Origin of the sequence: Amycolatopsis sp. NPDC059021, from assembly GCF_042739895.1 — a bacterium.
Classification (GTDB): domain Bacteria; phylum Actinomycetota; class Actinomycetes; order Mycobacteriales; family Pseudonocardiaceae; genus Amycolatopsis.
Window position 1 is genome coordinate 36,184 of record NZ_JBHYIQ010000022.1, and the last position, 21,044, is coordinate 57,227.

19 protein-coding genes are annotated in these 21,044 nt (G+C 70.3%); 4 read left to right on the forward strand and 15 right to left on the reverse strand.

What is annotated here, in order from left to right; genetic code table 11:
• Nucleotides 1-6 precede the first annotated feature (6 nt).
• The 6 genes from ACFWX1_RS15760 to ACFWX1_RS15785 all read right to left on the reverse strand — a co-directional run bounded on the left by ACFWX1_RS15760 (nucleotide 7) and on the right by ACFWX1_RS15785 (nucleotide 5,186).
• Nucleotides 7-351, reverse strand: a complete 345-nt coding sequence (locus ACFWX1_RS15760) for an RNA polymerase-binding protein RbpA (protein WP_378387782.1) — start codon at nucleotides 349-351, stop codon at nucleotides 7-9.
• Nucleotides 352-439: 88 nt separating this feature from the next.
• Nucleotides 440-670, reverse strand: coding sequence for a preprotein translocase subunit SecG (gene secG / locus ACFWX1_RS15765; protein WP_378324964.1), 231 nt, complete (start codon nucleotides 668-670; stop codon nucleotides 440-442).
• 116 nt (nucleotides 671-786) lie between these two features.
• A complete protein-coding gene (gene tpiA / locus ACFWX1_RS15770) occupies nucleotides 787-1,572 on the reverse strand; it encodes a triose-phosphate isomerase (protein WP_378387784.1) in 786 nt (261 codons plus the stop codon).
• Nucleotides 1,573-2,796, reverse strand: coding sequence for a phosphoglycerate kinase (locus ACFWX1_RS15775; RefSeq protein WP_378387786.1), 1,224 nt, complete (start codon nucleotides 2,794-2,796; stop codon nucleotides 1,573-1,575).
• Nucleotides 2,797-2,801: 5 nt separating this feature from the next.
• Nucleotides 2,802-3,806, reverse strand: coding sequence for a type I glyceraldehyde-3-phosphate dehydrogenase (gap, locus tag ACFWX1_RS15780; protein ID WP_378387788.1), 1,005 nt, complete (start codon nucleotides 3,804-3,806; stop codon nucleotides 2,802-2,804).
• Between the two features lie 183 nt (nucleotides 3,807-3,989).
• Nucleotides 3,990-5,186: a winged helix DNA-binding domain-containing protein gene (locus ACFWX1_RS15785; RefSeq protein WP_378387790.1), complete on the reverse strand. Its 1,197-nt coding sequence runs from the start codon at nucleotides 5,184-5,186 to the stop codon at nucleotides 3,990-3,992.
• A gap of 662 nt (nucleotides 5,187-5,848) precedes the next feature.
• On the opposite strand from ACFWX1_RS15785, the gene ACFWX1_RS15790 reads away from it, so the two are divergent.
• Complete coding sequence (locus ACFWX1_RS15790) at nucleotides 5,849-7,468, forward strand: hypothetical protein (protein WP_378387792.1); 1,620 nt, start codon at nucleotides 5,849-5,851, stop codon at nucleotides 7,466-7,468.
• Between the two features lie 9 nt (nucleotides 7,469-7,477).
• A complete protein-coding gene (locus tag ACFWX1_RS15795; RefSeq protein WP_378387793.1) occupies nucleotides 7,478-9,046 on the forward strand; it encodes a hypothetical protein in 1,569 nt (522 codons plus the stop codon).
• A gap of 55 nt (nucleotides 9,047-9,101) precedes the next feature.
• Here the strand turns inward: ACFWX1_RS15795 and ACFWX1_RS15800 are convergent, their stop codons facing one another.
• Nucleotides 9,102-9,593: a hypothetical protein gene (locus tag ACFWX1_RS15800; RefSeq protein ID WP_378387795.1), complete on the reverse strand. Its 492-nt coding sequence runs from the start codon at nucleotides 9,591-9,593 to the stop codon at nucleotides 9,102-9,104.
• A gap of 44 nt (nucleotides 9,594-9,637) precedes the next feature.
• On the opposite strand from ACFWX1_RS15800, the gene ACFWX1_RS15805 reads away from it, so the two are divergent.
• The gene (locus ACFWX1_RS15805) at nucleotides 9,638-10,282 is read left to right on the forward strand and encodes a LysE family translocator (protein WP_378387797.1); all 645 of its coding nucleotides are present in this window, start codon (nucleotides 9,638-9,640) and stop codon (nucleotides 10,280-10,282) included.
• Between the two features lie 343 nt (nucleotides 10,283-10,625).
• Here the strand turns inward: ACFWX1_RS15805 and ACFWX1_RS15810 are convergent, their stop codons facing one another.
• Nucleotides 10,626-11,006 (reverse strand): ArsR/SmtB family transcription factor, encoded by a 381-nt coding sequence (locus tag ACFWX1_RS15810; RefSeq protein WP_378387798.1) that lies wholly within the window; start codon nucleotides 11,004-11,006, stop codon nucleotides 10,626-10,628.
• Nucleotides 11,007-11,043: 37 nt separating this feature from the next.
• Between ACFWX1_RS15810 and ACFWX1_RS15815 the strand changes: the two genes are divergently transcribed.
• Complete coding sequence (locus ACFWX1_RS15815; RefSeq protein ID WP_378387800.1) at nucleotides 11,044-11,532, forward strand: YybH family protein; 489 nt, start codon at nucleotides 11,044-11,046, stop codon at nucleotides 11,530-11,532.
• A 4-nt stretch (nucleotides 11,533-11,536) separates the two neighbouring features.
• Here the strand turns inward: ACFWX1_RS15815 and ACFWX1_RS15820 are convergent, their stop codons facing one another.
• The 7 genes from ACFWX1_RS15820 to ACFWX1_RS15850 are packed head-to-tail and all read right to left on the reverse strand — an operon-like array spanning nucleotide 11,537 to nucleotide 21,005.
• Entirely contained in the window at nucleotides 11,537-12,355 is an 819-nt protein-coding gene (locus tag ACFWX1_RS15820; RefSeq protein WP_378387802.1) for a TIGR03620 family F420-dependent LLM class oxidoreductase, read from the reverse strand.
• Complete coding sequence (locus tag ACFWX1_RS15825) at nucleotides 12,352-13,455, reverse strand: LLM class flavin-dependent oxidoreductase (protein ID WP_378387804.1); 1,104 nt, start codon at nucleotides 13,453-13,455, stop codon at nucleotides 12,352-12,354. The genes ACFWX1_RS15820 and ACFWX1_RS15825 overlap by 4 nt, the downstream gene beginning before the upstream one ends.
• A 29-nt stretch (nucleotides 13,456-13,484) precedes the next feature.
• Nucleotides 13,485-13,910 (reverse strand): type II toxin-antitoxin system VapC family toxin, encoded by a 426-nt coding sequence (locus tag ACFWX1_RS15830; RefSeq protein WP_378387806.1) that lies wholly within the window; start codon nucleotides 13,908-13,910, stop codon nucleotides 13,485-13,487.
• Nucleotides 13,900-14,181: a type II toxin-antitoxin system Phd/YefM family antitoxin gene (locus tag ACFWX1_RS15835; protein ID WP_378387808.1), complete on the reverse strand. Its 282-nt coding sequence runs from the start codon at nucleotides 14,179-14,181 to the stop codon at nucleotides 13,900-13,902. The genes ACFWX1_RS15830 and ACFWX1_RS15835 overlap by 11 nt, the downstream gene beginning before the upstream one ends.
• A gap of 53 nt (nucleotides 14,182-14,234) precedes the next feature.
• Complete coding sequence (locus tag ACFWX1_RS15840; RefSeq protein ID WP_378387810.1) at nucleotides 14,235-18,710, reverse strand: hypothetical protein; 4,476 nt, start codon at nucleotides 18,708-18,710, stop codon at nucleotides 14,235-14,237.
• Nucleotides 18,711-18,726: 16 nt separating this feature from the next.
• Nucleotides 18,727-19,527 carry a hypothetical protein gene (locus ACFWX1_RS15845; protein ID WP_378387811.1) on the reverse strand — a complete coding sequence of 267 codons (801 nt, stop codon included), beginning with the start codon at nucleotides 19,525-19,527 and terminating at the stop codon, nucleotides 18,727-18,729.
• Nucleotides 19,527-21,005: a hypothetical protein gene (locus tag ACFWX1_RS15850; protein ID WP_378387813.1), complete on the reverse strand. Its 1,479-nt coding sequence runs from the start codon at nucleotides 21,003-21,005 to the stop codon at nucleotides 19,527-19,529. The genes ACFWX1_RS15845 and ACFWX1_RS15850 overlap by 1 nt, the downstream gene beginning before the upstream one ends.
• Nucleotides 21,006-21,044: the final 39 nt, after the last annotated feature.

The following is a 21,044-nucleotide window of genomic DNA, read 5'->3' on the forward strand; positions in this document are numbered from 1 at the left end:
GAAGCCTCAGATGAGCTCCCGGCGCTGGCGCAGACGCTCCAGCGCCTCGGCGAGGATGGCCTCGCCGTCGGCGTCGCTGCGCCGCTCCTTCACGTACGCCAGGTGAGTCTTGTAGGGCTCGGTCCGAGGCGCCGCAGGCGGGTTCTTCTCGTCCTGCCCGCCGGGGAGACCGCAGCGCGGGCAGTCCCACTCGTCGGGAATCTCGGCGTCCATCGCGAACGAGGGGCGAGCCTCGTGCCCGTTGGCGCACCAGTACGAGATGCGCCGCCGCGGTGCCGATTCACCCCGCTCCGACTCGCCCGAAGGACCGGCACCCACCCTGGTGCCCCGAATCGCATTACCGCCAACCATGAATCCTCACACCTAGGAGTCGGCGGCGCGCCCCCCACGGGCACGCCGGATCACTCAGTGTCCCGGAGGACACCCGCACCCGATCCGATCAGACCTTGAGCAGCAGGCCGAGGCCCACGATGCTGATCAGCCACACCGAACCGAGCAGCACGGTGATGCGGTCGAGGTTCTTCTCGGCCACGCTCGAACCGGCCAGGCTGGACTGCATGCCGCCGCCGAACAGCGACGACAGACCGCCACCCCGGCCGCGGTGCAGCAGCACGGCCACGACCAGCAGCACGCTGGAGACGATCAACAGAATTTGCAGGAACAGCTTCATGTCATCCTCTGTGCTCATCGGAGAATGCAGGGGTACGGCGCAGGATCCACCGTACCCCTGGACTCGTCCACTGCTGTGACGGACCGGATACACAGGTTACCCGGTCGTGGCCACGATCAGGGCAGCGGCCCGCCCGCGGCCAGTGCGCAGAGTTTGGTGAACTCGTCGCCGTCCAGGCTCGCGCCACCGACCAACGCACCGTCGACGTTCTCGCAGGCCACCAGGTCGCTGACGTTGTTCGCCTTCGCCGAACCGCCGTAGAGCACCCGGACACCGGCCGCGATCTCGTCGCCGTACTTCTCCCGCAGCGTCTCGCGGATGGCCTTGCAGACCTCCTCCGCGTCCGCCGGGGTGGCGACCTTGCCGGTGCCGATCGCCCAGACGGGCTCGTACGCGACGACCACGTTCGCGACCTGCTCGGTCTTGAGGCCCTTGAGCCCCTCGACCAGCTGCGTGGTGGTGTGCGCGATGTGCTCGCCCGCCTCGCGGACCTCGAGCTTCTCGCCCACGCAGAGGATCGGCGTGATCCCGTGCTTGAGCGCGGCCTTGACCTTCTTGTTCACCAGTTCGTCGGTCTCGGCGTGGTACTCGCGCCGCTCCGAGTGCCCGACGACGACGTAGCTGCAGCCCAGCTTCGCCAGCATCGGCCCCGACACGTCCCCGGTGTAGGCACCGGAATCGTACGGCGACAGATCCTGCGCGCCGTAGGTGAACGACAGCTTCTCGCCGTCGGTCACCGTCTGCACGCTGCGGATGTCGGTGAACGGCGGAAGGAGCGTGACGTCGACCTTCGCGTAGTACTTCTCCGGCAGCGCGAAGGCGATCTTCTGCACCAGGGCGATGGCCTCGAGGTGGTTCAGATTCATCTTCCAGTTGCCGGCGATGAGGACCTTGCGTGCCACTTAGTTCTTCTCCTCCGAGTGAGACACAGCCACGACCCCTGGCAATGTCTTGCCCTCGAGGTACTCCAGCGACGCACCGCCACCGGTCGAAATGTGCGAGAACCCGTCCTCGGGCAGGCCGAGCTGCCGGACCGCCGCGGCCGAGTCGCCGCCGCCGACCACGGTGAACGCCTCGCTGGCGACGAGCGCCTCGGCGACGGCACGGGTGCCGCCGGAGAACGCCTCGAACTCGAACACGCCCATCGGGCCGTTCCAGAACACCGTCGCCGCGTCGGCCAGCTTGCTCGCGAACAGCTCGCGGCTGCGCGGGCCGATGTCGAGGCCCTGCCGGTCCGCCGGGATCGCCGCCGCGTCCACGACGTCGTACGCGGCGTCCGCCGCGAACTCGGTGGCCGCGAGCACGTCGACCGGCAGCACCAGCTCGACGCCACGCTTCTCGGCCTCGGCGAGGAAGCCCTTGACCTGGTCCAGCTGATCTTCCTGCAGCAGCGACTTCCCGACCTCGTGGCCCTGGGCCTTGAGGAAGGTGTAAGCCATGCCGCCGCCGATGAGCAGCCGGTCGACCTTGGTCAGCAGGTTGGCGATGACGCCCAGCTTGTCGGACACCTTCGCGCCGCCGAGGACGACGACGTAGGGCCGGGCGAGGTCGTCGGTGAGCTTCTTCAGCACGTCCAGCTCGGCGAGCACGAGACCGCCCGCGTACGCCGGGAGCACCGAGGCGATCTCGTAGACCGAGGCCTGCTTGCGGTGCACGACGCCGAAGCCGTCCGAGACGAACGCGCCGCCGGGGACGAGCGCGCCCAGCTCCGCGGCCAGCTCGGACCGGTCGACGGCGTCCTTACTGGTCTCGCGCGCGTCGAACCGCACGTTCTCCAGCAGCACGACGCCGCCGTCGGCCAGCCCGGCGGTGATCGCCTTGGCCGAGTCGCCGACGAGGTCGCCGGCGAGCGGGACCTCGGCACCGAGCAGCTCGGACAGCCGCTTCGCGACCGGAGCGAGCGAGAACTTCGGGTCCGGCTCACCCTTCGGGCGGCCCAAGTGCGCGGTGACGACGACCTTGGCGCCCGCGTCGGCGAGCTTCTTGATCGTCGGCAGCGCGGCGCGGACCCGGCCGTCGTCGGTGATCTTGTCCCCGTCGAGCGGGACGTTCAGGTCGGAACGCACGAGGACGTACCGGCCCTGAACGCCTTCGCCCAGCAGGTTTTCGACATTCTTGACGGTCATCGGGTTCAGGAGAGCTTCGAGCCGACGAGCTTGATCAGGTCCGCGAGGCGGTTGGAGTAGCCCCACTCGTTGTCGTACCAGCCGACGACCTTGACCTGGTTGCCGATCACCTTGGTCAGCGGCGAGTCGTAGATGCAGGACGCCGGGTCGGTGACGATGTCCGCCGACACGATCGGGTCGACCGAGTAGCGCAGGATCCCGGCCAGCGGGCCCTCGGCGGCGGCCTTGTACGCGGCGTTGATCTCCTCGACCGTGGCGGACTTCTTCAGGGTCACGGTGAGGTCGGTGGCCGAGCCGGTCGGCACCGGGACGCGCAGCGCGTAGCCGTCCAGCTTGCCCAGCAGCTCCGGCAGGACAAGGCCGATCGCCTTCGCGGCGCCGGTCGAGGCGGGCACCACGTTCAGCGCGGCGGCGCGGGCGCGGCGCAGGTCCTTGTGCGGCCCGTCCTGCAGGTTCTGGTCCTGCGTGTACGCGTGGATCGTGGTCATCAGGCCCTGCTCGATACCGAAGGCGTCGTTGAGGACCTTGGCGAGCGGGCCGAGGCAGTTGGTGGTGCAGGAGGCGTTCGAGATGATGGTCTGCGAGCCGTCGTACTTGTCGTCGTTGACGCCGAGCACCACGGTCAGGTCCTCGCCCTTGGCGGGCGCGGAGATGATGACCTTCTTGGCACCACCGGCGATGTGCGCCTTGGCGGCGTCGGCGTTGGTGAAGAAGCCGGTCGACTCGACGACGACGTCCACGCCCAGGTCGCCCCAGGGCAGGTTCGCCGGGTCGCGCTCGGCGAGGGCCTTGATGGTCTTGCCGCCGACGACGATGCCCTCGTCACTGACGGTGACCTCCTCGGGGTAACGGCCGAGGATGGAGTCGTACTTCAGCAGGTGGGCCATCGTCGCGACGTCGCCGAGGTCGTTGAACGCGACGACCTCGATGTCGTGGCCGCTCGCCTGCACGGCACGGAAGAAGTTGCGGCCGATCCGGCCGAAGCCGTTGACACCTACGCGAACGGTCACTGCTGCCACTCCTTTGAGACTCGCCCGGGACATCCCCGGAAGACTTGTGGGCTCGGGCGTCACCCTAGCGTGCTGGCCTGGGCTTCTATCGCCGCCCCGACGAGACTTCCACCACTCGGCGAACGGGTCAAGAATCGATCCAGAAGGGGTGAGTGGTACGGCGTGGTCCGGTCGGTCACGGCGTCACCCCGCCAGCTCGCGTTCGAGCGGAGTGCGGAACTTCGGAACGACCCGGACCACACCGAACCACCCGGCGAGCCGGTCCGCCTCGGCCTCGGCCGCGGCTTTCGCCCCGGCGCCGATGTCCTCGAGCAGGCCGATCCGGACCTCACCGTCCGTACGCTGCGCCCACGCGCCGACGACGCGGCCGTCGCACCAGACCGTCGGCCCGATGTTGCCGCTGCGGTCGAACAACGCGGCCCGGTGCTCCCCCACGTACCAGTCGCGTGCCGCCCAGCCCATCGGCGTCGGATCGAGCGCGGGCAGCAGCGCCACCCACGGCCCCGGCTCCGCGACCGGTTCGAGGTCGTCCGCGAGCACCAGGCCGGTGCTCGAGGGCGCGCCGTCGAGGGCGACCTCGACGGTGCCGAGCCGGGCCAGCGCCTGTTTCACCTGGCCCACGGTCCAGCCCGTCCACCAGCGCAGGTCTTCGGCGGGCGCGGGCCCGTACGCGTGCAGCCACCGTCTGGCGAGTTCGGCGCGGGCCGCCGGAGCCTCCCATTCCGTGAGACCGGCCGGGAGCCAGGTGCCGAGGGTGGCCCAGTGGTACTGACTGCTGAGCCAGCTCCCGCGCGGCCGCCCGCGCACGATCCGGCCGTCGGCACCGAGCAGGGTGAGCACGCGGCTGGTGAGGTTGGTGACCGCTTCGTACGGTTTGCCCTTCGCCATGATCAGCTGCTGCCGCAACCGGGGCTCGTCCTCGGCGAGCGCCTGCGCGGGAGCCTGCCCGCGCGCGGCGAGGGCCGCTTCGGTGGCCTGTTCGACTTCGGCGAGCCAGCGGGCGGCGTCCGGGACATTCTCCGGATGGCCCTGTTCGGTGAGCTGCTTGATCAGCAGCTTGCGTTGCTTCGCCGCCACCTCGGGTGCGCAGCCCGCCTGGATCAGCGCCGCGACGTCCAGCCCGGCGACGAACATCGTGCGCCGCATGCCGAGCAGCCGCAGCAGCCCGCGCTCGGCGTAGAGCGCGCGCTCGACGTCCTCGACGGCGGTGTCCTTCTCCGCCAGCCGGGCACGGGCGGAGAGGTACACCGTCGCCGTATCGGTCGCGTGCAGGGCGACGACAGCATCGGCCGCCGCCTCGGCGGTGGCTGCCGGGGCGGCGAGGCGATGGCGCACGGCGAGGCGGGCCCTGCGCTGGTCGATGGTGAACTTCGGGGTCACCCGATCTTCCTAACAGACCCCACCGACAAGTTCCGCGTACGCACCGGACGGCGCCCTGGGAAACCCCCGCACAGAATGCCGCGCCGGAGATGTCCGACACCGTGAATGTGTCACTGACGACCCTTTGCCGCGGCCGATGCGATACCAATACCGGCGCGGAAAAATCGGCGGATCGGAAAGAATCTTCACTCATAGCGGTAAGCGGTTCCCCTCGATGGCCGCGGCCGGGTTGCCGCGTGTGACGATCTCTGCCGCCATCCGGGTGGTCATGGGCACCGCCGACGGCCCGATTCGCCAAAACGGGACGGGTCCCGCCGCGCATCGACTAGAACTACACCGTGATCCAGGGCGGGGAAACTCTCGGGCACCGCCGGGCGACGCAGCTCGTGCGGCGGCTCATGGAGCGCGAACCGCATCGCGGCGCGACGCGCAGCCTGAGCCATCCGGTAGTGGTGTTCGAAGGGGCGAGAGGCTCCGGCAAGACGGCATTGGCCGACGCCCTCGCGCACCGGTTCGGAGAGCGCATTCCGCACGCCAGGGTCGATTTCGAACACTATCGCGGAGCGACCGTGCCGAAAGTGTTGTCCTCGATGGCCTTTCAGCTGGGAATGCGATGCGAACGGTATGGTTCGCTGCGATTTCCGTTGCTCACCATAGGCAGAATGGCCATGCGAGCCGAACTGCCGGAAAGCAGGCAGGAAGCCCGCGAGACGATCCGGCGGCTGCTCCGGTCCGGGGTCAACCTGGACGCGATGCGGGCGATCCTCTGGGAGGCCGCCGACGGGCTCGCGCCGATGCTCGCCCCGGAGGACCCGGTCGCCGCCATCGTGCGGGCGATGGCCCGGCTGGGAATCGAGGCGGCGCTGCGGATGCTCCGCCGCGCGAAGTCGTTGTCCCCCGACTGGTACGGCCATCGCGACCGTGACCTCCACAAGGACCCGCTCGACGTGCTGGTCGATCTCAACAGCTGGGCCAAGGAGGGGCTGACCCACCAGGTGAACGAGCTGCTCTGGGAGGCGTTCCTCGCGGACCTGCGCGAGGACTTCCGGACGTCGCGGCACGCGCCGGAGATGACGCTCAACTGCGTGGTGGTGCTCGACGACTGCGACACCCCGCTGGGGCAGGAATTCGTCAACGGCCTGGTGGACGCGCGCAAGGACCGGCAGGCGCTCGGGATGGACCCGGCCGATCCGCTCACCGTCGTCGCGACCAGCCGGGGTGAGCTGCTCTCGGGCGTGCCCCGGCGGGAACTGGTCGAGTTCACCGGTTCGGGGACCGAGCACGAGCTGACCAACGACCCGCACGACGAGCCCCACTGGTGGTGCCGGTACGCGCTGGCCGAGCTGAGCGAGCGCGAGACCGGCGTCCTGGTGTCGGCGCTCGCTTCCGCCCAGGGCGGCAACGTCGCGCTGATCGGGCACCACCAGCTGACGCCGATGGTGTACGGCCTCGCCGGCGGTCATCCGGCGTCGACCGCGAAACTGGTGGAGGCGATCCGCGAACGCCCGCTCGAGCACGGGGACACGCTGATGGTGCTGCTCGACCGCGCGGAACCCGGCCGCGACCCGGACCGTCCGCTGCTGAAGGACAGCCTGCGGCAACAGCTGCTCGGAGAATTCACCGAGGACACCTACGACGACCTGGTCACCTGCGCGGCGGCACGGACCAAGCAGCACGCCAGCCTCCTGGCCGCGCGCGGGGAACTCCTCGTCGGCGGCATCAACAGCTATCGCGAGATCGCCCCCGTGCTGTGGCCCGCCTCCGGCGGTGCCGGGCCGGTCGTCCTGCGGCGGTTGCTGGTGCGGCAGCTCGCCGCGCGCGGCGACGACGACGCGGCGAACTGGGCCACGGTCGTCGACTGGTTCCGGACGCGATGCGCGCAGGACGGCGACGAGGAGGGCGTCCTGCACTACGCGATGGCCGCCGGGGACATCGCGACCGCGTGCGAGGGCCTGCGGCAGCGGCTGGCCACCGACGACCCGGAGGACTGGGTCCGGCTGCTGCGCTCGGTGACCTCGATGCCCCGGACGGCCGGATTCGGCTCCGGCCTGTCCCCGATGGACCAGCTGCGTGCCGCGATCGACAAGCGGTCGCAGCGGCTGACCAGGCTGGTCGTCGCCCGGTGGATCGCCTTCGATCCATTCGTGTCCAACCGGCGCCGCGCCCTGCACCGGCAGATCGCGGCGGACTACGACTTCGTCGCCGGGCTCGCGCAGGGCGACCCGGAGCCACTGCTGGACGAAGCCGACTACCACCGCAAGCAAGCCGAGCTGTGGAGCTGAGGAGGGATCGTGCCCGAGGACCACGACCTGTTCGGTCCGGACGACGCCATCCGCCTGCCCGAGCCGGATGACTTCCGGGCCCGGGTGCGGCTCTGGGTACGTGGCCACGTCCGCCTGATTTCGCTGGTGGCGGTGGTGATCGTCGCCGCGGGCGCGCTGACCGCCGTGTTCTGGCCGGACAACGCCTGCGGGGGCTCGGACTCCGGAGTGCAGAAGCTCGACGGGGAATGTGTCGGCGTCACCGACGGCAGCTACGTCTACCACGAGTCCCTCGCCGACGTGCAGCGCAAGATCGCCGAGGAGAACGCGTCGGTGAGCGGCACCGGTCGCACCGTGACCATCGCGCTGCTGGATCCCTTGACAGTCAACGAAACTTCGGCCGTGACGCTCGATCAGGTCCGCACCGAACTGGAAGGCGCCTACACCGCGCAGTACCGGGTCAACCACACCGCGGCCGTCGGCGACCAGCGCCCCCTGGTGAAACTGGTGCTGGCCAACTGGGGAAGTCACGAGTTGCACTGGCAGACCGTCGTCGAGCGACTGGAAGGAAAGGTGCACGACCCCGAGCCGCTGGTGGCCGTGGTCGGCCTGCGGCTGTCCACGGTGCAGACCGAGCAGGCGGCCAAACACCTCGCCCAGCACGACATCCCGATGGTGAGCGCCATCGCCACCGCAGACCAGCTCAACTACGGCGCCATCCGGGGGTTCCTGCGCGCGTCGCCCGCCAACGCCGAATACGTCGCGGCGCTCCAGGGCTATCTGCGGCACCATCCCGGCCTCGACTCGGCGATGATGGTCTACGACGCCAATTCCGACGTCAATCCCGATCCGGGGACGGCCTCCGGCGCGGACCTGTTCACCCGCTCGCTGCGCGACGACTTCGCCGCCGGGTTCGGGAACCTGATCAAGTACCCGGCGCAGAACTACGTCGGGATGTCCGGGCCGACGGCGGCGAGCCCGGACCTGTTCACCAACATCACCACGAACGTGTGCGCGGTGAAGCCCAAGGCTGTGCTCTACGCCGGGCGGGTCGTCGACTTCCCCAGCTTCCTGCAGTCGCTGCGCAACCGGGTCTGCCCGGATTCGCCGGTGACCGCGGTCGTGGCAGGCGCCGATTTCGGGTCACTGCAACTCCGTGCGAAGGAAGCGGACCTGCGGGAGAAGAACATCAGCATCGTCTACGCGACCGAGACCGACCCTCAGGGCTGGGCGCAGGGCGCGCCCGGGACTCCCCGGTTCTTCAAGGAGTTCCACGACCAGTTCGGCCGCCTCGGGTTCGCCCCGGCCGACCTGGACGACGGCGGCGCCATCTCCGTCCACGACGCGCTGTTCATCGCGGCGAAGGCGGCGCGGCTGTCCACCCGCTCGCATCCCGACCACGCGGTGCCGAGCCACAGCGACGTGCTCAACCAGATGCTGAACCTGAACAGCCTCGACGAGGTCCCCGGCGCGTCCGGTCAGCTCAGTTTCAGTTACCGCGCAGCGGAAAGCGGCAATCCCAGCAGGAAGCCGATCCCGGTGATCGAGGTGCCGTCCGCGGCGGCGGCCCAGACGGCCGAGGTCTACCACACGAAGTAGCCCCATCTCCTGGTCACAACGACTCGATCCCTTGCGGCATCACCGAATCGGCTCGTCACACCGGGACCACAAGGCGTGGCTTGTCCTGGGCGGCGGCATAGTTCAGGGTGTACCAGGTACCGCTGACGGGTGCGATTCCGGCTCGCGGGAAACCGGCCACGAATTGACTGTGGTCGACCATCCATCGGTTTCGCGCGTGGTACGCGGCAGTGTCGAGTTCGTCGGCTCGTAACTCCACGACGTCGCCAAGGCGTCCACGCTTGCTCCACTGATGGATCGCGGCCGCGGCGTCCCGTGGCTGGTCGGCCACTGTGCGAGGCACGACGACGGTGAGGCTCGCCGGCGTGTGTATCGCCAGCCAGTTCAGCGCGTTGGTGTCGATGCCGATCGCACCACCGATGTAGACATGGCTCCCGGGCCCGGTGAAGGGCCGTACATACCGGTGGAAAAGTTCCGGAAGACAGGCTTTCGCCGTATCGCCGAGCGAGCGGGTACCGGTGATCGTCACGCCGAACGCCACGGTGCACACCCTTTCACGAAAGGTCATCGATCTCCGCACGATCCGTCGCGCACCCGCGTTAGGCTGGCCGCATGGTGTCGACGAGTCACTTCTGGACGTTCGCGGCGCTCGCCTTCGCGATGATCGTCGTGCCGGGGCCGAGCGTGCTGTTCACGATCAGCCGGGCGCTGACGGTCGGGCGGCGGGAGGCGCTGCTGACCGTCGCCGGGAACGCGCTGGGCGTGTACACCCAGGTGGTCGCCGTGGCGTTCGGGCTCGGCGCGATCGTGACGACGTCCGCGACGGTGTTCACCGTGGTCAAGCTCTGCGGCGCAGGGTACCTCGTCTACCTCGGGGTGCAGGCGTTCCGGCACCGCCGCAAGCTCGCCGACGCCTTCGCCGCCGAGGTCGGCGTGACGCCGGGCCGCACGCTGACCGTGCTGCGGGACGGGTTCGTGGTCGGTTTCGCGAACCCGAAGTCGATCGTGTTCCTCGCCGCGATCCTCCCCCAGTTCGTCGACGTGCACGCCGGGTCGGTGCCGCCGCAGATGCTCCTGCTCGGCATCTGCCTCCCGGTGATCGCGCTCATCAGCGACTCGGTGTGGGCACTCGTCGCGGGGACCGCGCGGGCCTGGTTCGCGCGCTCGCCCCGGCGGCTCCGGCTGGTCGGGGGCACCGGCGGGCTGGTGATGATCGGCCTCGGCACGACGCTCGCGTTCACCGGCCGCAAGGACTGAGCGCGGGGCCCTCTTGCCCGCTCCCCTGTTCGAAAGCCCCCTCGGGGACGTTGAGCCTTGCTCCACCGTTCCATCGCGATGTCCTGAACGCGCCGTTGGCGACGGTGAACGTCTCGAACGCGTCGTTCACAGCACCCGCACGGCGAAGTGTCCTTTGTGGATTGTGACGCTGCGAAGGGGGCCTTACTGGCGCTGAGCGCTGTGAAGGCCCCCTTCACGGCATGCGACGCGGCCCCGGAGCGCGGCGGCGTGTGTCTCGAACGCGTCGTTCGAGACGATGAACGTCCGCTACGACGCGTTCAGGACCCCGGCGGATCCCGGGTGGACGCCCTGAAGGGAGCCTTCAGGACGTCGGCTTGGCAACCTCGCGCGAGGCTTCCTCGCGGAGCACCAGGTCGAGCAGGCCGGGGAAGGCGGCGTCGAATTCCTTGCGGCGCAAGCGGTTCAGCCGTCGAGCGCCCTCGTCGCGCTGTTCGACGAGGCCCGCCGCGCGCAACACCGCGAAGTGATGGCTGCGAGTCGCCTTCGTGACCGGCAGGTCGAACGTGCCGCAGGCCTTGGCCCAGTCCGGCACCTCCGCCAGCGCGCGCACGATCGTACGGCGCATCGGGTCGGCGACGGCGGTCAGCGCGTCCTGCAACGGCACGTCCGCCGGCTCGGTGTGGGTCAGTCCACGGGCCCGCGCGGAAACGTGGTCGGTGTTCGATGTATGTCGTACACTCATCTGGTCGACCTCCATCGAACACTCTACGGGAGTCCCCATGCCCCAGCATCTCGCGCTCAGCTTCGGCCCCGACGCCCGCGAACGGCTTTCCGAAGCAACGCGACCCGGACGTGAAGGAGCGCTGGCGGCGCTCGAGTCGTTCTACTTCGCCTTCAACCACCGCGACCTGGACGTCTTCCGCCGGGTGTGGACCACGCATCCGCTCGCGCAGCTCAACAACCCGCTCGGCGGCGTCCTGCGCGGCGGCGAGGCGATCGCCGCCTTGTACGACAAGGTGTTCACCGGCCCCGCACGCGTCACTGTCACCTTCGGCGACATCGTCGAGTACACCGGCGACGACCACGCGCTGTTCGCCGGACGCGAGACCGGCGAGTACCGCGTCGGCGACGCCCCCGCCGTCCCCCTGGCCATCCGCACCAGCCGCTACTTCCGGTACGAGGAAGGCCGCTGGGCGCAGGTGCACCACCACGGCAGCATCGACGACGCCGGCGCGCTCGCCGCCTACCAGGCGGCCATCCGCGGCTGAAGCGTCAGGAACGCAGGGCGTCGGCCAGTGGGCGCCACAGCTCGCGAGGCACGCGGTCGATATTGACCGCGACCTGATCGGCTCCGGCGTCGAGGTATTCGCGCAACCGTCGCACGGTGGCGCCGAGGTCGCCCCACGCCACCAGCCCGTCGATGAGCCGCGGCGCGGCCGAGCCGATTTCATCGGTGGTGAAACCCATCCGGCGGAAGCTGGTGGCGTAGTGCGGCAGCGTCAGGAAGAAGCCGAGTGCCTCCCGGGCCCGCTCCCGCGCGGTGTCCGGATCGGTCTCCGGGATCACCTCCACCCACACCGGCAGTTTCTTGCCGGGACCGAGCGCTTCGCGCGCGGTCGTGACGTACTCCGGAGTGATCAGATACGGGAACGCGCCCGCCGCGCGCTCCCTCGCCAGATCGAGCATGCGCGGCCCCAGCGCGGAGAGAATCCTTGCGGACAAAGGAATCCGTGGCGGCGTTGAGTCCAAAGTGTCCAGATAGGCGTGCATCGTCGCGAACGGGCGCGGGCCGTGCGCGCCGCCGAGCCCGACGACGAACCGGCCGGGGTGGTCCCGCTCCAGCTCCGCGTACGCCTGGGCCACCTCGTTGGCGGACACCGCGTCGACCGAGAGGATCCCGGTCGCGATCCCGATCCCGCTCGTCGCGCGCACGAGCTGCGCGACCCGTTCGAGGTTGTCGCCGCCGCTGCCGGGCAGCCAGAGGGTCGAGAACCCCGCAGCCTCCAGCTCTTTCGTGGTGTCGACGGCCGTGGCGAGTTCGGCCGTGTTGAGATCGACGCTCACCGCGCCGACCATGCCCAGCTCCGTCATCCTCGCCGACCGCCTTCCCCTGTGGTGATTCCCTGTCGTGCCAGGCGTTCCCGCACGATCGGCAGGACGTCGGCGCAGAGCGCCCGGAGATCGGGCAGGTAGTCGGGGAAGGTGAACTGGACGCTGTCGACGTCGTTGTCCACCACCTCGGCCACGATCCGTTCCGCCACCGTCTCCGCGCCTCCCACGACCGTCGTCCCGGTCCCGAAGCCGACCGTATCGGGTGCGCGCAGAAAATGCGTCCGGAATTCGGCGGAGGACCGGTCGCTGCGGGTGAACCCGGCGATCACGTTGTCGAGCGCCTCGTTGTCCAGCCCCGCCCGGATCCGGTCGAAGCGCGCCCGCGCCTGCCCGTCGGTGCTGTCCTGGACCACGAACAGGTTGGTCACGACGCGGATGCCGCGCCCGGCCCGCGCCGCCAGTTCACGCACCTTCGCCACCGCGGGCGAGGCGTTGCCGACGAAGGAGTAGTCGGCCTGCCGCGCGGTGAAGGCGAGCCCCTCGTCGGAAAGCCCGGCGCACACGATCGTCGGCCGCCGGGCGGGTTTCGGCCGCGACACGCAGTCGGAGAGATGGAAGAACCGGCCGTCGAAGGTCACGCTGTCCTCGGCCCACAGTCGCTTCACGACTTCGCACCACTCGTCCGCGTACTCGTATCGCGCGCCGTCGTAGCCTTCGGGGACCAGGCCCATCTGCAGGTACTCGTCGAGGGTGTTGCCGGTGACGATGTTGATCCCGAAGCGACCGCCGCTGCACTCGTCGGCCGTCGCGATCGTCTTCGCCGCCACCGCGGGATGCAGCAACAATGGGCTGACGGTCGCGAACAACCGGATCCGCTCGGTCGACGCCGCGACGGCGGTCGCGAGTGTCAGCGGCTCCAGCGACTGGTCCCAGAACCCGGTCGTCCCGCCGTAACCACGCCACTTTCCCATCCAGAAGATGAAATCCAGCCCGCCCTCCTCCGCGAGCCGCGCGATGTCGCGGTTGTGCCCGAAGCTCGGCTCGAACCGGGGCGCGGTGGTGGAGAAGAGGAACCCGTTGCTCGCCACCGGCATGAACACCCCGAACTCGGCATGCCTGCTGGTGTCGGTGGTGTGCATCCGGCCCCCGTTCTCACGCCTCGCGAGTCTCAGCCGCCCAGATCCGCCGGTCGCGTAACCGGCACGACATCCAGCAAGGACTTCAGCCCGTCGAAGTCCTGCGGGTTGGTCGTGTACAGGGGCAGCCGGTGGGCGATGGCCACACTCGCGATCATCAAGTCGGCGATACGTCGCCGAGGCGTCCGCCCCGCAGCGAGGACAGCCGCACAAACCCGGCCGAAGATCCGAGCCGCCTCGGCATCAAACGGCAACGGATCGAACTCGGCCTCCGCACGTTGGAGTAGATCCATCCGACGAGCCCGCTCTTCGGGGTCGTCGGCGTAATGAGGCCCGGAAGACAGTTCGCCGAGAGTGACCGCACTGATCGACATCACATCCGGCAGCTGCTCATGATTGATCAGTCTCCGGAGAATCAGGATGTTCGTATCGAGCAGCCCGTGCAGCTCATCGGTCATACGGATCCCGCGACTCTCCGTCGAACGCGTCGTCCAAGTCGGCACGAAGCCGCTCGGGATCGATGACAGGTGCATTGCCCGACATAGCCGCGAACTGTTCTCGCGTCACGACACGGCGGCGACGCAGGGGAATGAGCTCACCGATCGGCATGCCACTACGTGTGACGACGAACGCCTCACCATGCTCGACGGCGTCCATGATCTCGCCGGATCTCCCACGGAGATCACGCTGAGTGATCTCCGGTCGGGCAGCCTCGTGCGAAGCGGTCATAAGCACATGATACGCGGAGGTGCCACCCAGTGCCACAGGGTGGCACTGGGTTCTCACGCCTCGCGCGCGATCTCCGTGTCCTGGTCCGCCTCATCCTGGTCCGAAGCAGGACGCGAGAACAAGCGGGTGGCGGACAAGCGGGCGACGCCGTCGGGATCGCCCAGTTCGTCGAGCGGGTTGCGGATCGTCGCGTCCACCGAGAGGTATTTGCGGCCCGCGCGCAGGTCGGCGTCGTTGCGCAGCCGCACGATCAGCGGGAACTCCGCCAGCGCGCCCGCGTCGAACAGGCCCGTCGTGTAGATCAGCTGCACGCCCAGCGCCTCGGCGACCGCGCGCTGCAGTTCCAGCAGGTAGCCCGCCGACGCGCGGCCGATCGGGTTGTCCAGGAACAGCACGCCCGAATGCCGGTTCCGCACCTTGCCGCGGTTGTTGGCCCGCAGCGCCGCGAGGGTGCAGTACAGGATGATCGCGGCGGTCAGCTGCTGGCCGCCGGAGAACACGTCACGGATCTCCGAAACGCGCTGGCGTTCGGTCCGCAGCACCGAGTCGGGCTTGAGCATGTCGACCCGGAAGCCCTTCGGCGCCGCGGCCCGGACTCCGCGCAGGACAAGGGAAAGCCCGTCGCGTTTGACGTCGCGGCCGTCGGCGGTCTTGCCGGCGGCCGCCTCGTCGACGACTTCGCCGAGTTTCTCGGCCAGCGCGTTGTCCTCGAGTTCGGTGAACCGGATCCGCAGGAATTCCTGGCCCGACCAGTCGCCGAGCCCGTCCGGGAGCCGCGAGACGCGCTGCGCGGACCGCAGTGTCCGCAGCGCGCCGTCGACCATGCCCTGCAACCGCGTGATGATCCCGCCGCGGTGCCGGTCGATCTGCGCGAGGTCGTCGGTGAGCGTGCGCAGCCGGGGCCGCAGGGCCTCGGCCCATTCGGCGGCGTGCGCGGGCAGCTGGTCGCGTTTGACCGAGATCACCTGCTGCCGCACCGGGGTGCTGAGCTTCTCGAACCGCTTCTCGGTCGCGTACTGCGCCAGCTGATCGGCCGCCGCGCGCACCCTGCGATCGCCGGCGTCGGCGGCGTCCTGCGCGTCGGTGAACGCGGTGTGCAGCCTGGTGTGCCGTGCCCGCGCGGAATCGACGTCGCCGTCGTAGGCGGCGGCCTCGCCGTCGGAGGTGACCAGATGCGCCATCGACTCCGCGAGCAGGGCGAACCCGGACGCCGACGCCTTCGCCGACTCCAGCGTCGCCTCGGCCGCGGCCCGCCGCTCCTGCAGTTCCTCCCACTTCCGCGCGGCCGCCGAGGCTTCCAGCCCGGCCGCGTCGATGAGTTCGAGGCCGTGCTCGATGTCGCGCGGCCGCTCCCCCGCCGCGCTCGGCTGCGAGGGGAACTGCTCCAGTTCGGCCTTGCGCGTCGAGACGAGGCCGATCGCCTCGGTGCGTTCGTCCTCCAGCGTCGCGACGACCCGCTTCGCGCGCGCCAGCGCCGCCGCGCGGGCGGAGGCGTCCGAACCGTCCGGCGTCTCCAGCAGCTCGGCCGCCCGCGCGCGGACGGCGTCGTCCAGCGCCTCGACCGCCGCGCCCGCCGCGGCTTCGGCACTTTCGGCCTGGTCCAGCTCGGCCCGCAGATCGCTGCCGACCTCGACCTTCCCGTACGCCTCCGACGCCGACGCGAACGTCCGCCGCAACGCGTCCACGGGCTCGTCCGGCGCCGGGTCGTCCTCCGACACCTCGCCCGCGCCGGGAACCTCGGCGAGCTCGCCCTTCGCGGTGCTCACCGTGCGGCGGTGCCCGTCGGCGGTGCGCTGCTCCTCCGCGGCCTGTTCCCGCAGCCGCGCGGCCTTTCCGGCGGCTTCCGACGCGGTTTCGTCGGCACGCTCGGCGATCTCGGTGGCGCGCTCGAAGTCCTCGGTCCACTCCGGGATCCGCGCGGTGCGGGTGGCGAGTTCGCCGAGCTTGCGGGCCTTCTCCTCGGCCTCGGCCAGCGCCGACCGCAGCGCGGGGACCTTCTCGCGCAGCGTCGCCGCTTTTTCCTTGAGCCGCGCCAGTTCCGCGTCGGCCTGCTCCAGCGCCGTCCGCGCGGTTTCGCGTGCGGTGCGGGCGGTGTGCGCCTGCTCGGCCAGTGTCGCGATGGCACCCGGCGGGTAGTCCTCGCGCCACGTCGTGAGCTTCCACGACAACGCGCCGTCGGTGGCGAGCGACTCCGAGAGCCGCTCCAGCCGCCGCTGGCGTTCGGCCTGCCGCAACGCGATCGCCTCGCGTTCGGCGTCGGCGGCCTCCTCGTCGTACATCGCCGGGTTCGGCGGCACCAGGAACTCGACGCCGGTGGCCGCGGAAAGTCCTTCCGCGTAAACGGTTTCCGTGGTACCGACGGCGATGATCGCGCTCGGCAGCAGCCGCCGCGCGGTGAGCACCTCACGGGCCCGGTCCACCTGCGCGGCGTCGTTGAGCAGGACACCGGAAACCAGCTGCGGCAGGGTCTCCAGCACCTCGGCGCGGCGCGCGGTGTCCAAACGGGACAGATAGCGCCAGCCGGACCACGCGGTGATCCCGGCCTCCTCCAGCGCTTCCAGCGCGGCCTGGACGTCCTCGGGCGGCGGCAGCAGGCCGCCGGAGCCGAGCGCGGCGAGCGCCCGTTCGTCGGCCGACTCCTCCATGCGCAGCGCCGTCTGTTCCTTCTCGACCGCCGCGCTCGCCTCCCGCAGCCGCTCCTGCAGCACCGGGAGGTCGTTCTCCAGCACGATGTCCTCGGCGCCGAGCAGTTCGATCAGGCGCCCCTCCGCGGCGAGCGAATCGGTGCGGCGGTGGGCCCGGTCCAGCTCCTCGGTCGCCCGCTCGAACCTGTCCTGTGTGGACCCGGCGAGCTGATGCGCCTCGTTCACGGTCCGTTGCGCCGCTTGGAGTTCCTCGCCGACACGGTCCAATTCGGACTCACGGCGGGTGAATTCGGCGGACGCGGCGTCGGCCGCCGAACGCGCCGCGCGGGCCGCCTCGCCGACGTCGGCGCCCGCGGTCAGCAGCCCGGCACGGACGGCTTCGGTGATCTCCTCGCGCAGTTCGGCGATCCGCGTCGTCAGCCCGCGCGCCTCCGCCCGGCGAGCGGCGGCGAGGTTCGCGGCCTCGTCGCGTTCGGTCTGCGCCTTCTCCGCCTCGGCCCGCAACGCCCCGGCGTGTGCCTCGGCCTTGTCCGCCTGCCGCTGCGCGTCCTTGACCAGCGCGAGCAGCCCGCGCGCGAGCGCGGAGGCGGCCGCGTTACGCGCGACCAGCGCGGGCTGGGCCTTCTGTTCCCGGTTGCCGACCAGCTCACGCAGGTCACGGGCCTTGCGCGCGGCGCCGAGCTGGTTGAGCACGGTCGCCGTCTCACGCCAGGCTTCGGCCGCCGTCTTCGCCTCGGCCAGTTCGGCGTCGACGCGTTTGCGTGCTTCCTGCGCCTCGTCCAGCCGCAGCACCGCGACCTGGCGGCGCAGCTCGGTGACCGCCGCGGCCAGCCGCCGGTGATCTCCCTCGGCGAGCTTCTCCGAGGACGCGATCTCGGCGACGTGCTCCTCGAGCCCGCCCAGGCGCGCGTTCTCCAGCTCGTTGCGCGCGACGACCTGTCCGGCCAGCTCCTGCATCTCCGCCTTGGCGGCGGTCGCGATCTTGCGCGACGCCGCGGCGACGCCCTCTTCTTCGGCGAGCGGGCCGAGCAGATCCAGTGCCCCGGCGACGAAATCGCGTTCCGCCATGAGATCCCCGCGCTGCGCGAGGTTGTGCGCATAGGTCGCGACGACCTCGGCGAGGTCCTTCGGCTCATCCTCGGAAAGCACTGCGCGCAAGAGGAATTCGACGAACGCCTCGTCGGTGGAGAACGCGAACGCGTCGGCCGCCTCGCCCTCGCCCGCGTTCATCGCGCGCTGGTAGCGGAACAGCTCGGTGTCCAGGCCGATCCCGTCGAGCCTGCCGGTCCACTCGTGGTGCCGCCGCGTCCAGAACAGCTCCAGTTCCGGCTCGGCGGCGAAGACGTCGTTGAGCCTGCCGTGGAAGGCCGACATCGTGAGATAGCGGCCGTCTTCGATCAGCGGCAGCGAATCGAGGTCGAGACTGGCGGTCGGGCGGAAGCAGTACCAGGAGTCGATCAGGTTCTCGGAGTCCGCGGAAACCACGTGCCCGCGCCATTCCGAGGCCTTGCCGGTGATGATCCGCTGCCCGGTCTCCACGTGCAGCCACTCCAGGACGACGTGCGAGACGTCCTTGCCGCCGACGAACTTCTCCAGCACCTTGGTGTTCGTCGTGCCCACCACCTGGCGGCGGCCGGGCAGCATGACCGAGAAGATCAGCTTGATCAGCACCGACTTGCCGCCGCCGTTCTCCAGGAACAGCACGCTGGCAGGCGACGGGCGGTAGACCTCGCCCGCGCCCGCGTGGATCCCGGCGGTGAACAGCGCGTCCTGCTGGGGCGCGGTGATCTTCGCGCCGGCACCGCTGAAGTCGAGCACGACGTCCTGGTAGCGGGCACCCGCCGGGCCCACCGAGTGCAGGCGGACCCGCGAAAGCTCGTACATCCGTGTCCCCTCTTGGTTACAGCGTGTCGGAAGCGGCCGCGCGCAGCGTGCCCCCGTCGTGGGCGACCGCGACGACGTTCAACGCCAGCAGGTCGTCGAAAGCCGCGTCGGCGGCCAGTTCGCGGACCTGGATCTGGTACCGCGGCGTGGTCCGGTAGGTACCGCCCTGCTCGTCGCTCACCGGGACCAGGAACCCTTGGTCGGCAAGGAAACGCAGCGCGCGGGAGACCATGCCGCGGGTGGTGTCGGCGGCGAGCCTGCCGTCCTTGGTGGCCGCGGCGGCGGGCCTTCGCGCGTAGGCCCGCCACGCCTGCTCCAGCTCGGGCGCGTCGGCCAGGGGGTCGTTGTTCGCCTCGGCCTCCGCGGCGCGCTCGTCGAGCATGCGCGCGGCCTCGCGGACCATCGCGTCCACCTGCTCGACGCTGACCCGGCCGATGTAGGTGTCGTTGGCGAGGTCGTCCGGGCGCGGGTAGCCGAGCGCGGCGGTGGCCAGGTGGATGAGCCCGTGCAGGACCTTTTCGGTCTCGCGGCGCTCGCGGATCTTGCTCTGCCGCGCGTAGCTGTCCATGCGGATCTCGAACACCGACTCGTCGGTGGCGGCCAGCACGGCGCCCGCCTGGTGGTTGACCTCCAGCACCATGAGCCCGAGCCCGGCCGCGACCGCGTGCGTGAGCGCCTTGAACGCGTTGTCCTCGACGTAGCGGCGCACGAGCTCGCCGTACACGACGTCGCGCGCGGGCAGCTGCTTGGGCCGCATGCCGTACGCGACCAGCCGGGCGGCGGCCTCGGCGTCCAGGCTGCTGTGGGACACGGCCATCAGGCGACCTCCTCGTTCTCTTCGTCGTCGGCGCGGTCGAGCTGCGCGGTGGACAGCAGCAGATCGGCGCCGCCGAAGTCCGGATCGTCGAGCAGCGTGCCGTCGTCGACGGCGAGCAGCACCTGACGCTCCCCCTGCCGCCGCGCGGCGCCGACCTCGGGACTGTAGGCGTGCAGGGCGCGCAGCGCGACCAGCGACGGCAGCGCCGGGTCGATCCGGCGGGCCTCCTCCAGCAGACCGGACAGCCGGCGCGGCACCTCGGGCAGGTCGAGCAGTTCGTCGGCGCGGCGCCAAATCTCGTCGCCGAAACGATCGGTGTCCTCGGCGGGCATCAGCTCGGGTTCGGGGATCTCGCCGACGAGCTGCTCGCGTTCCGGCGCGGGCCGCAGCAGCAGCGAAACCAGCGCGGACAGCGACGGCACGGTCGGCGCGGTGATCCCGGCGGCGGCGTGGAAGAACGACTCGGCCGGGGTGACCGCGTCGGCCAGCGGCAGGCCGAGGGCAGGCACGAGCAGCTGGCCGAACAGGTCGAGCGTGGCCCGCTGCGGTGGGCCGGAGAACTGCTGGCGATCCTGCTCGGCGCGGAACACCGCGCCCGCGTCGGCCAGCCGCGACTGCAGCCGGGTGTGCCGCCGGATGCAGTCGCTCACGATGTCGACGAGCTCGGCCGCGCGGCGCTTGCGGTCGAGGTCCTCGGTCTCGTCGCGCGCGGTGGTGATGTTCTTGAGGATCGCGTTCTCCGCGCGGAAGCGGGATTCGATGTGGCTCAGCGCGTTGTCCAGCAGCTCGGGGACCTCGCGCTCCCAGTCGACGGCCCGGACGTCGCGGCGCGTCGCGTCCAGTTTCGCGCGCAGCGTCTCGCCGTACTGGACGGTCCGGTAGCGGGCCTGCTCGGCGGCCAGCTTGGCGTCGGCGAGGCGGCCGCGGTTGATCAGGTTCTCCAGTTTGACCTCGGCCGCGATCTGCGCCGACTCGACGTCCGTGTCCAGCGCGCCGACCAGGACGTTGATCGCCTCGTCGGTGGCGCGCAGGTAGACCTCGCCGTCCGGGGCGGCCAGCTCGACCAGCAGCTTGAAGTCGAACTGACGGCGCTGGTAGCCGCCGGGCCCGAGCGAACCGTAGACGCGCCGGAAGCCGCGGTCGGTGGTGCCGACGTTGATCATGTTGTCGAGCACCCACTTGGCCACCCGGACGTGCTCCTCGGGCATCCGCGACGGGGCCTGCAGCGCGATGAACGGCAGCAGCCGGTCGATGACCTCGTCGTGCCCGGCGCCGGTGTCGAAGTCCATCGCGATGGTGACCTGGTCGATCGTGTGCAGCGCGATCTCGGCCATCTGGTAGATCGTGGCGTCGGCCCAGTCCAGCTTCGCCTTGCGCGCGTCGAGGTCGTGCAACGGCGCGGTGCAGGCGAGCGCCTTGAGCCGCCGCGTCAGGCCCTCGTCGGCCAGCCCCGCCGCCGTCAGTTCGTCGTCTCGCACAGCAGGCCAGGCTAGTCGGCCTTCCCCGGGCGCACGCAC

Bases quoted from the DNA above. Each gene is read 5' to 3' on its own strand.
- ACFWX1_RS15760 (WP_378387782.1), bottom strand. From the start codon at position 351: ATGGTTGGCGGTAATGCGATTCGGGGCACCAGGGTGGGTGCCGGTCCT.
- secG (WP_378324964.1), bottom strand. From the start codon at position 670: ATGAAGCTGTTCCTGCAAATTCTGTTGATCGTCTCCAGCGTGCTGCTG.
- ACFWX1_RS15775 (WP_378387786.1), bottom strand. From the start codon at position 2,796: ATGACCGTCAAGAATGTCGAAAACCTGCTGGGCGAAGGCGTTCAGGGC.
- ACFWX1_RS15790 (WP_378387792.1), top strand. From the start codon at position 5,849: ATGGCCATGCGAGCCGAACTGCCGGAAAGCAGGCAGGAAGCCCGCGAG.
- ACFWX1_RS15800 (WP_378387795.1), bottom strand. From the start codon at position 9,593: ATGACCTTTCGTGAAAGGGTGTGCACCGTGGCGTTCGGCGTGACGATC.
- ACFWX1_RS15805 (WP_378387797.1), top strand. From the start codon at position 9,638: ATGGTGTCGACGAGTCACTTCTGGACGTTCGCGGCGCTCGCCTTCGCG.
- ACFWX1_RS15810 (WP_378387798.1), bottom strand. From the start codon at position 11,006: ATGAGTGTACGACATACATCGAACACCGACCACGTTTCCGCGCGGGCC.
- ACFWX1_RS15815 (WP_378387800.1), top strand. From the start codon at position 11,044: ATGCCCCAGCATCTCGCGCTCAGCTTCGGCCCCGACGCCCGCGAACGG.
- ACFWX1_RS15820 (WP_378387802.1), bottom strand. From the start codon at position 12,355: ATGACGGAGCTGGGCATGGTCGGCGCGGTGAGCGTCGATCTCAACACG.
- ACFWX1_RS15825 (WP_378387804.1), bottom strand. From the start codon at position 13,455: ATGCACACCACCGACACCAGCAGGCATGCCGAGTTCGGGGTGTTCATG.
- ACFWX1_RS15830 (WP_378387806.1), bottom strand. From the start codon at position 13,910: ATGACCGATGAGCTGCACGGGCTGCTCGATACGAACATCCTGATTCTC.
- ACFWX1_RS15835 (WP_378387808.1), bottom strand. From the start codon at position 14,181: ATGACCGCTTCGCACGAGGCTGCCCGACCGGAGATCACTCAGCGTGAT.
- ACFWX1_RS15840 (WP_378387810.1), bottom strand. From the start codon at position 18,710: ATGTACGAGCTTTCGCGGGTCCGCCTGCACTCGGTGGGCCCGGCGGGT.
- ACFWX1_RS15845 (WP_378387811.1), bottom strand. From the start codon at position 19,527: ATGGCCGTGTCCCACAGCAGCCTGGACGCCGAGGCCGCCGCCCGGCTG.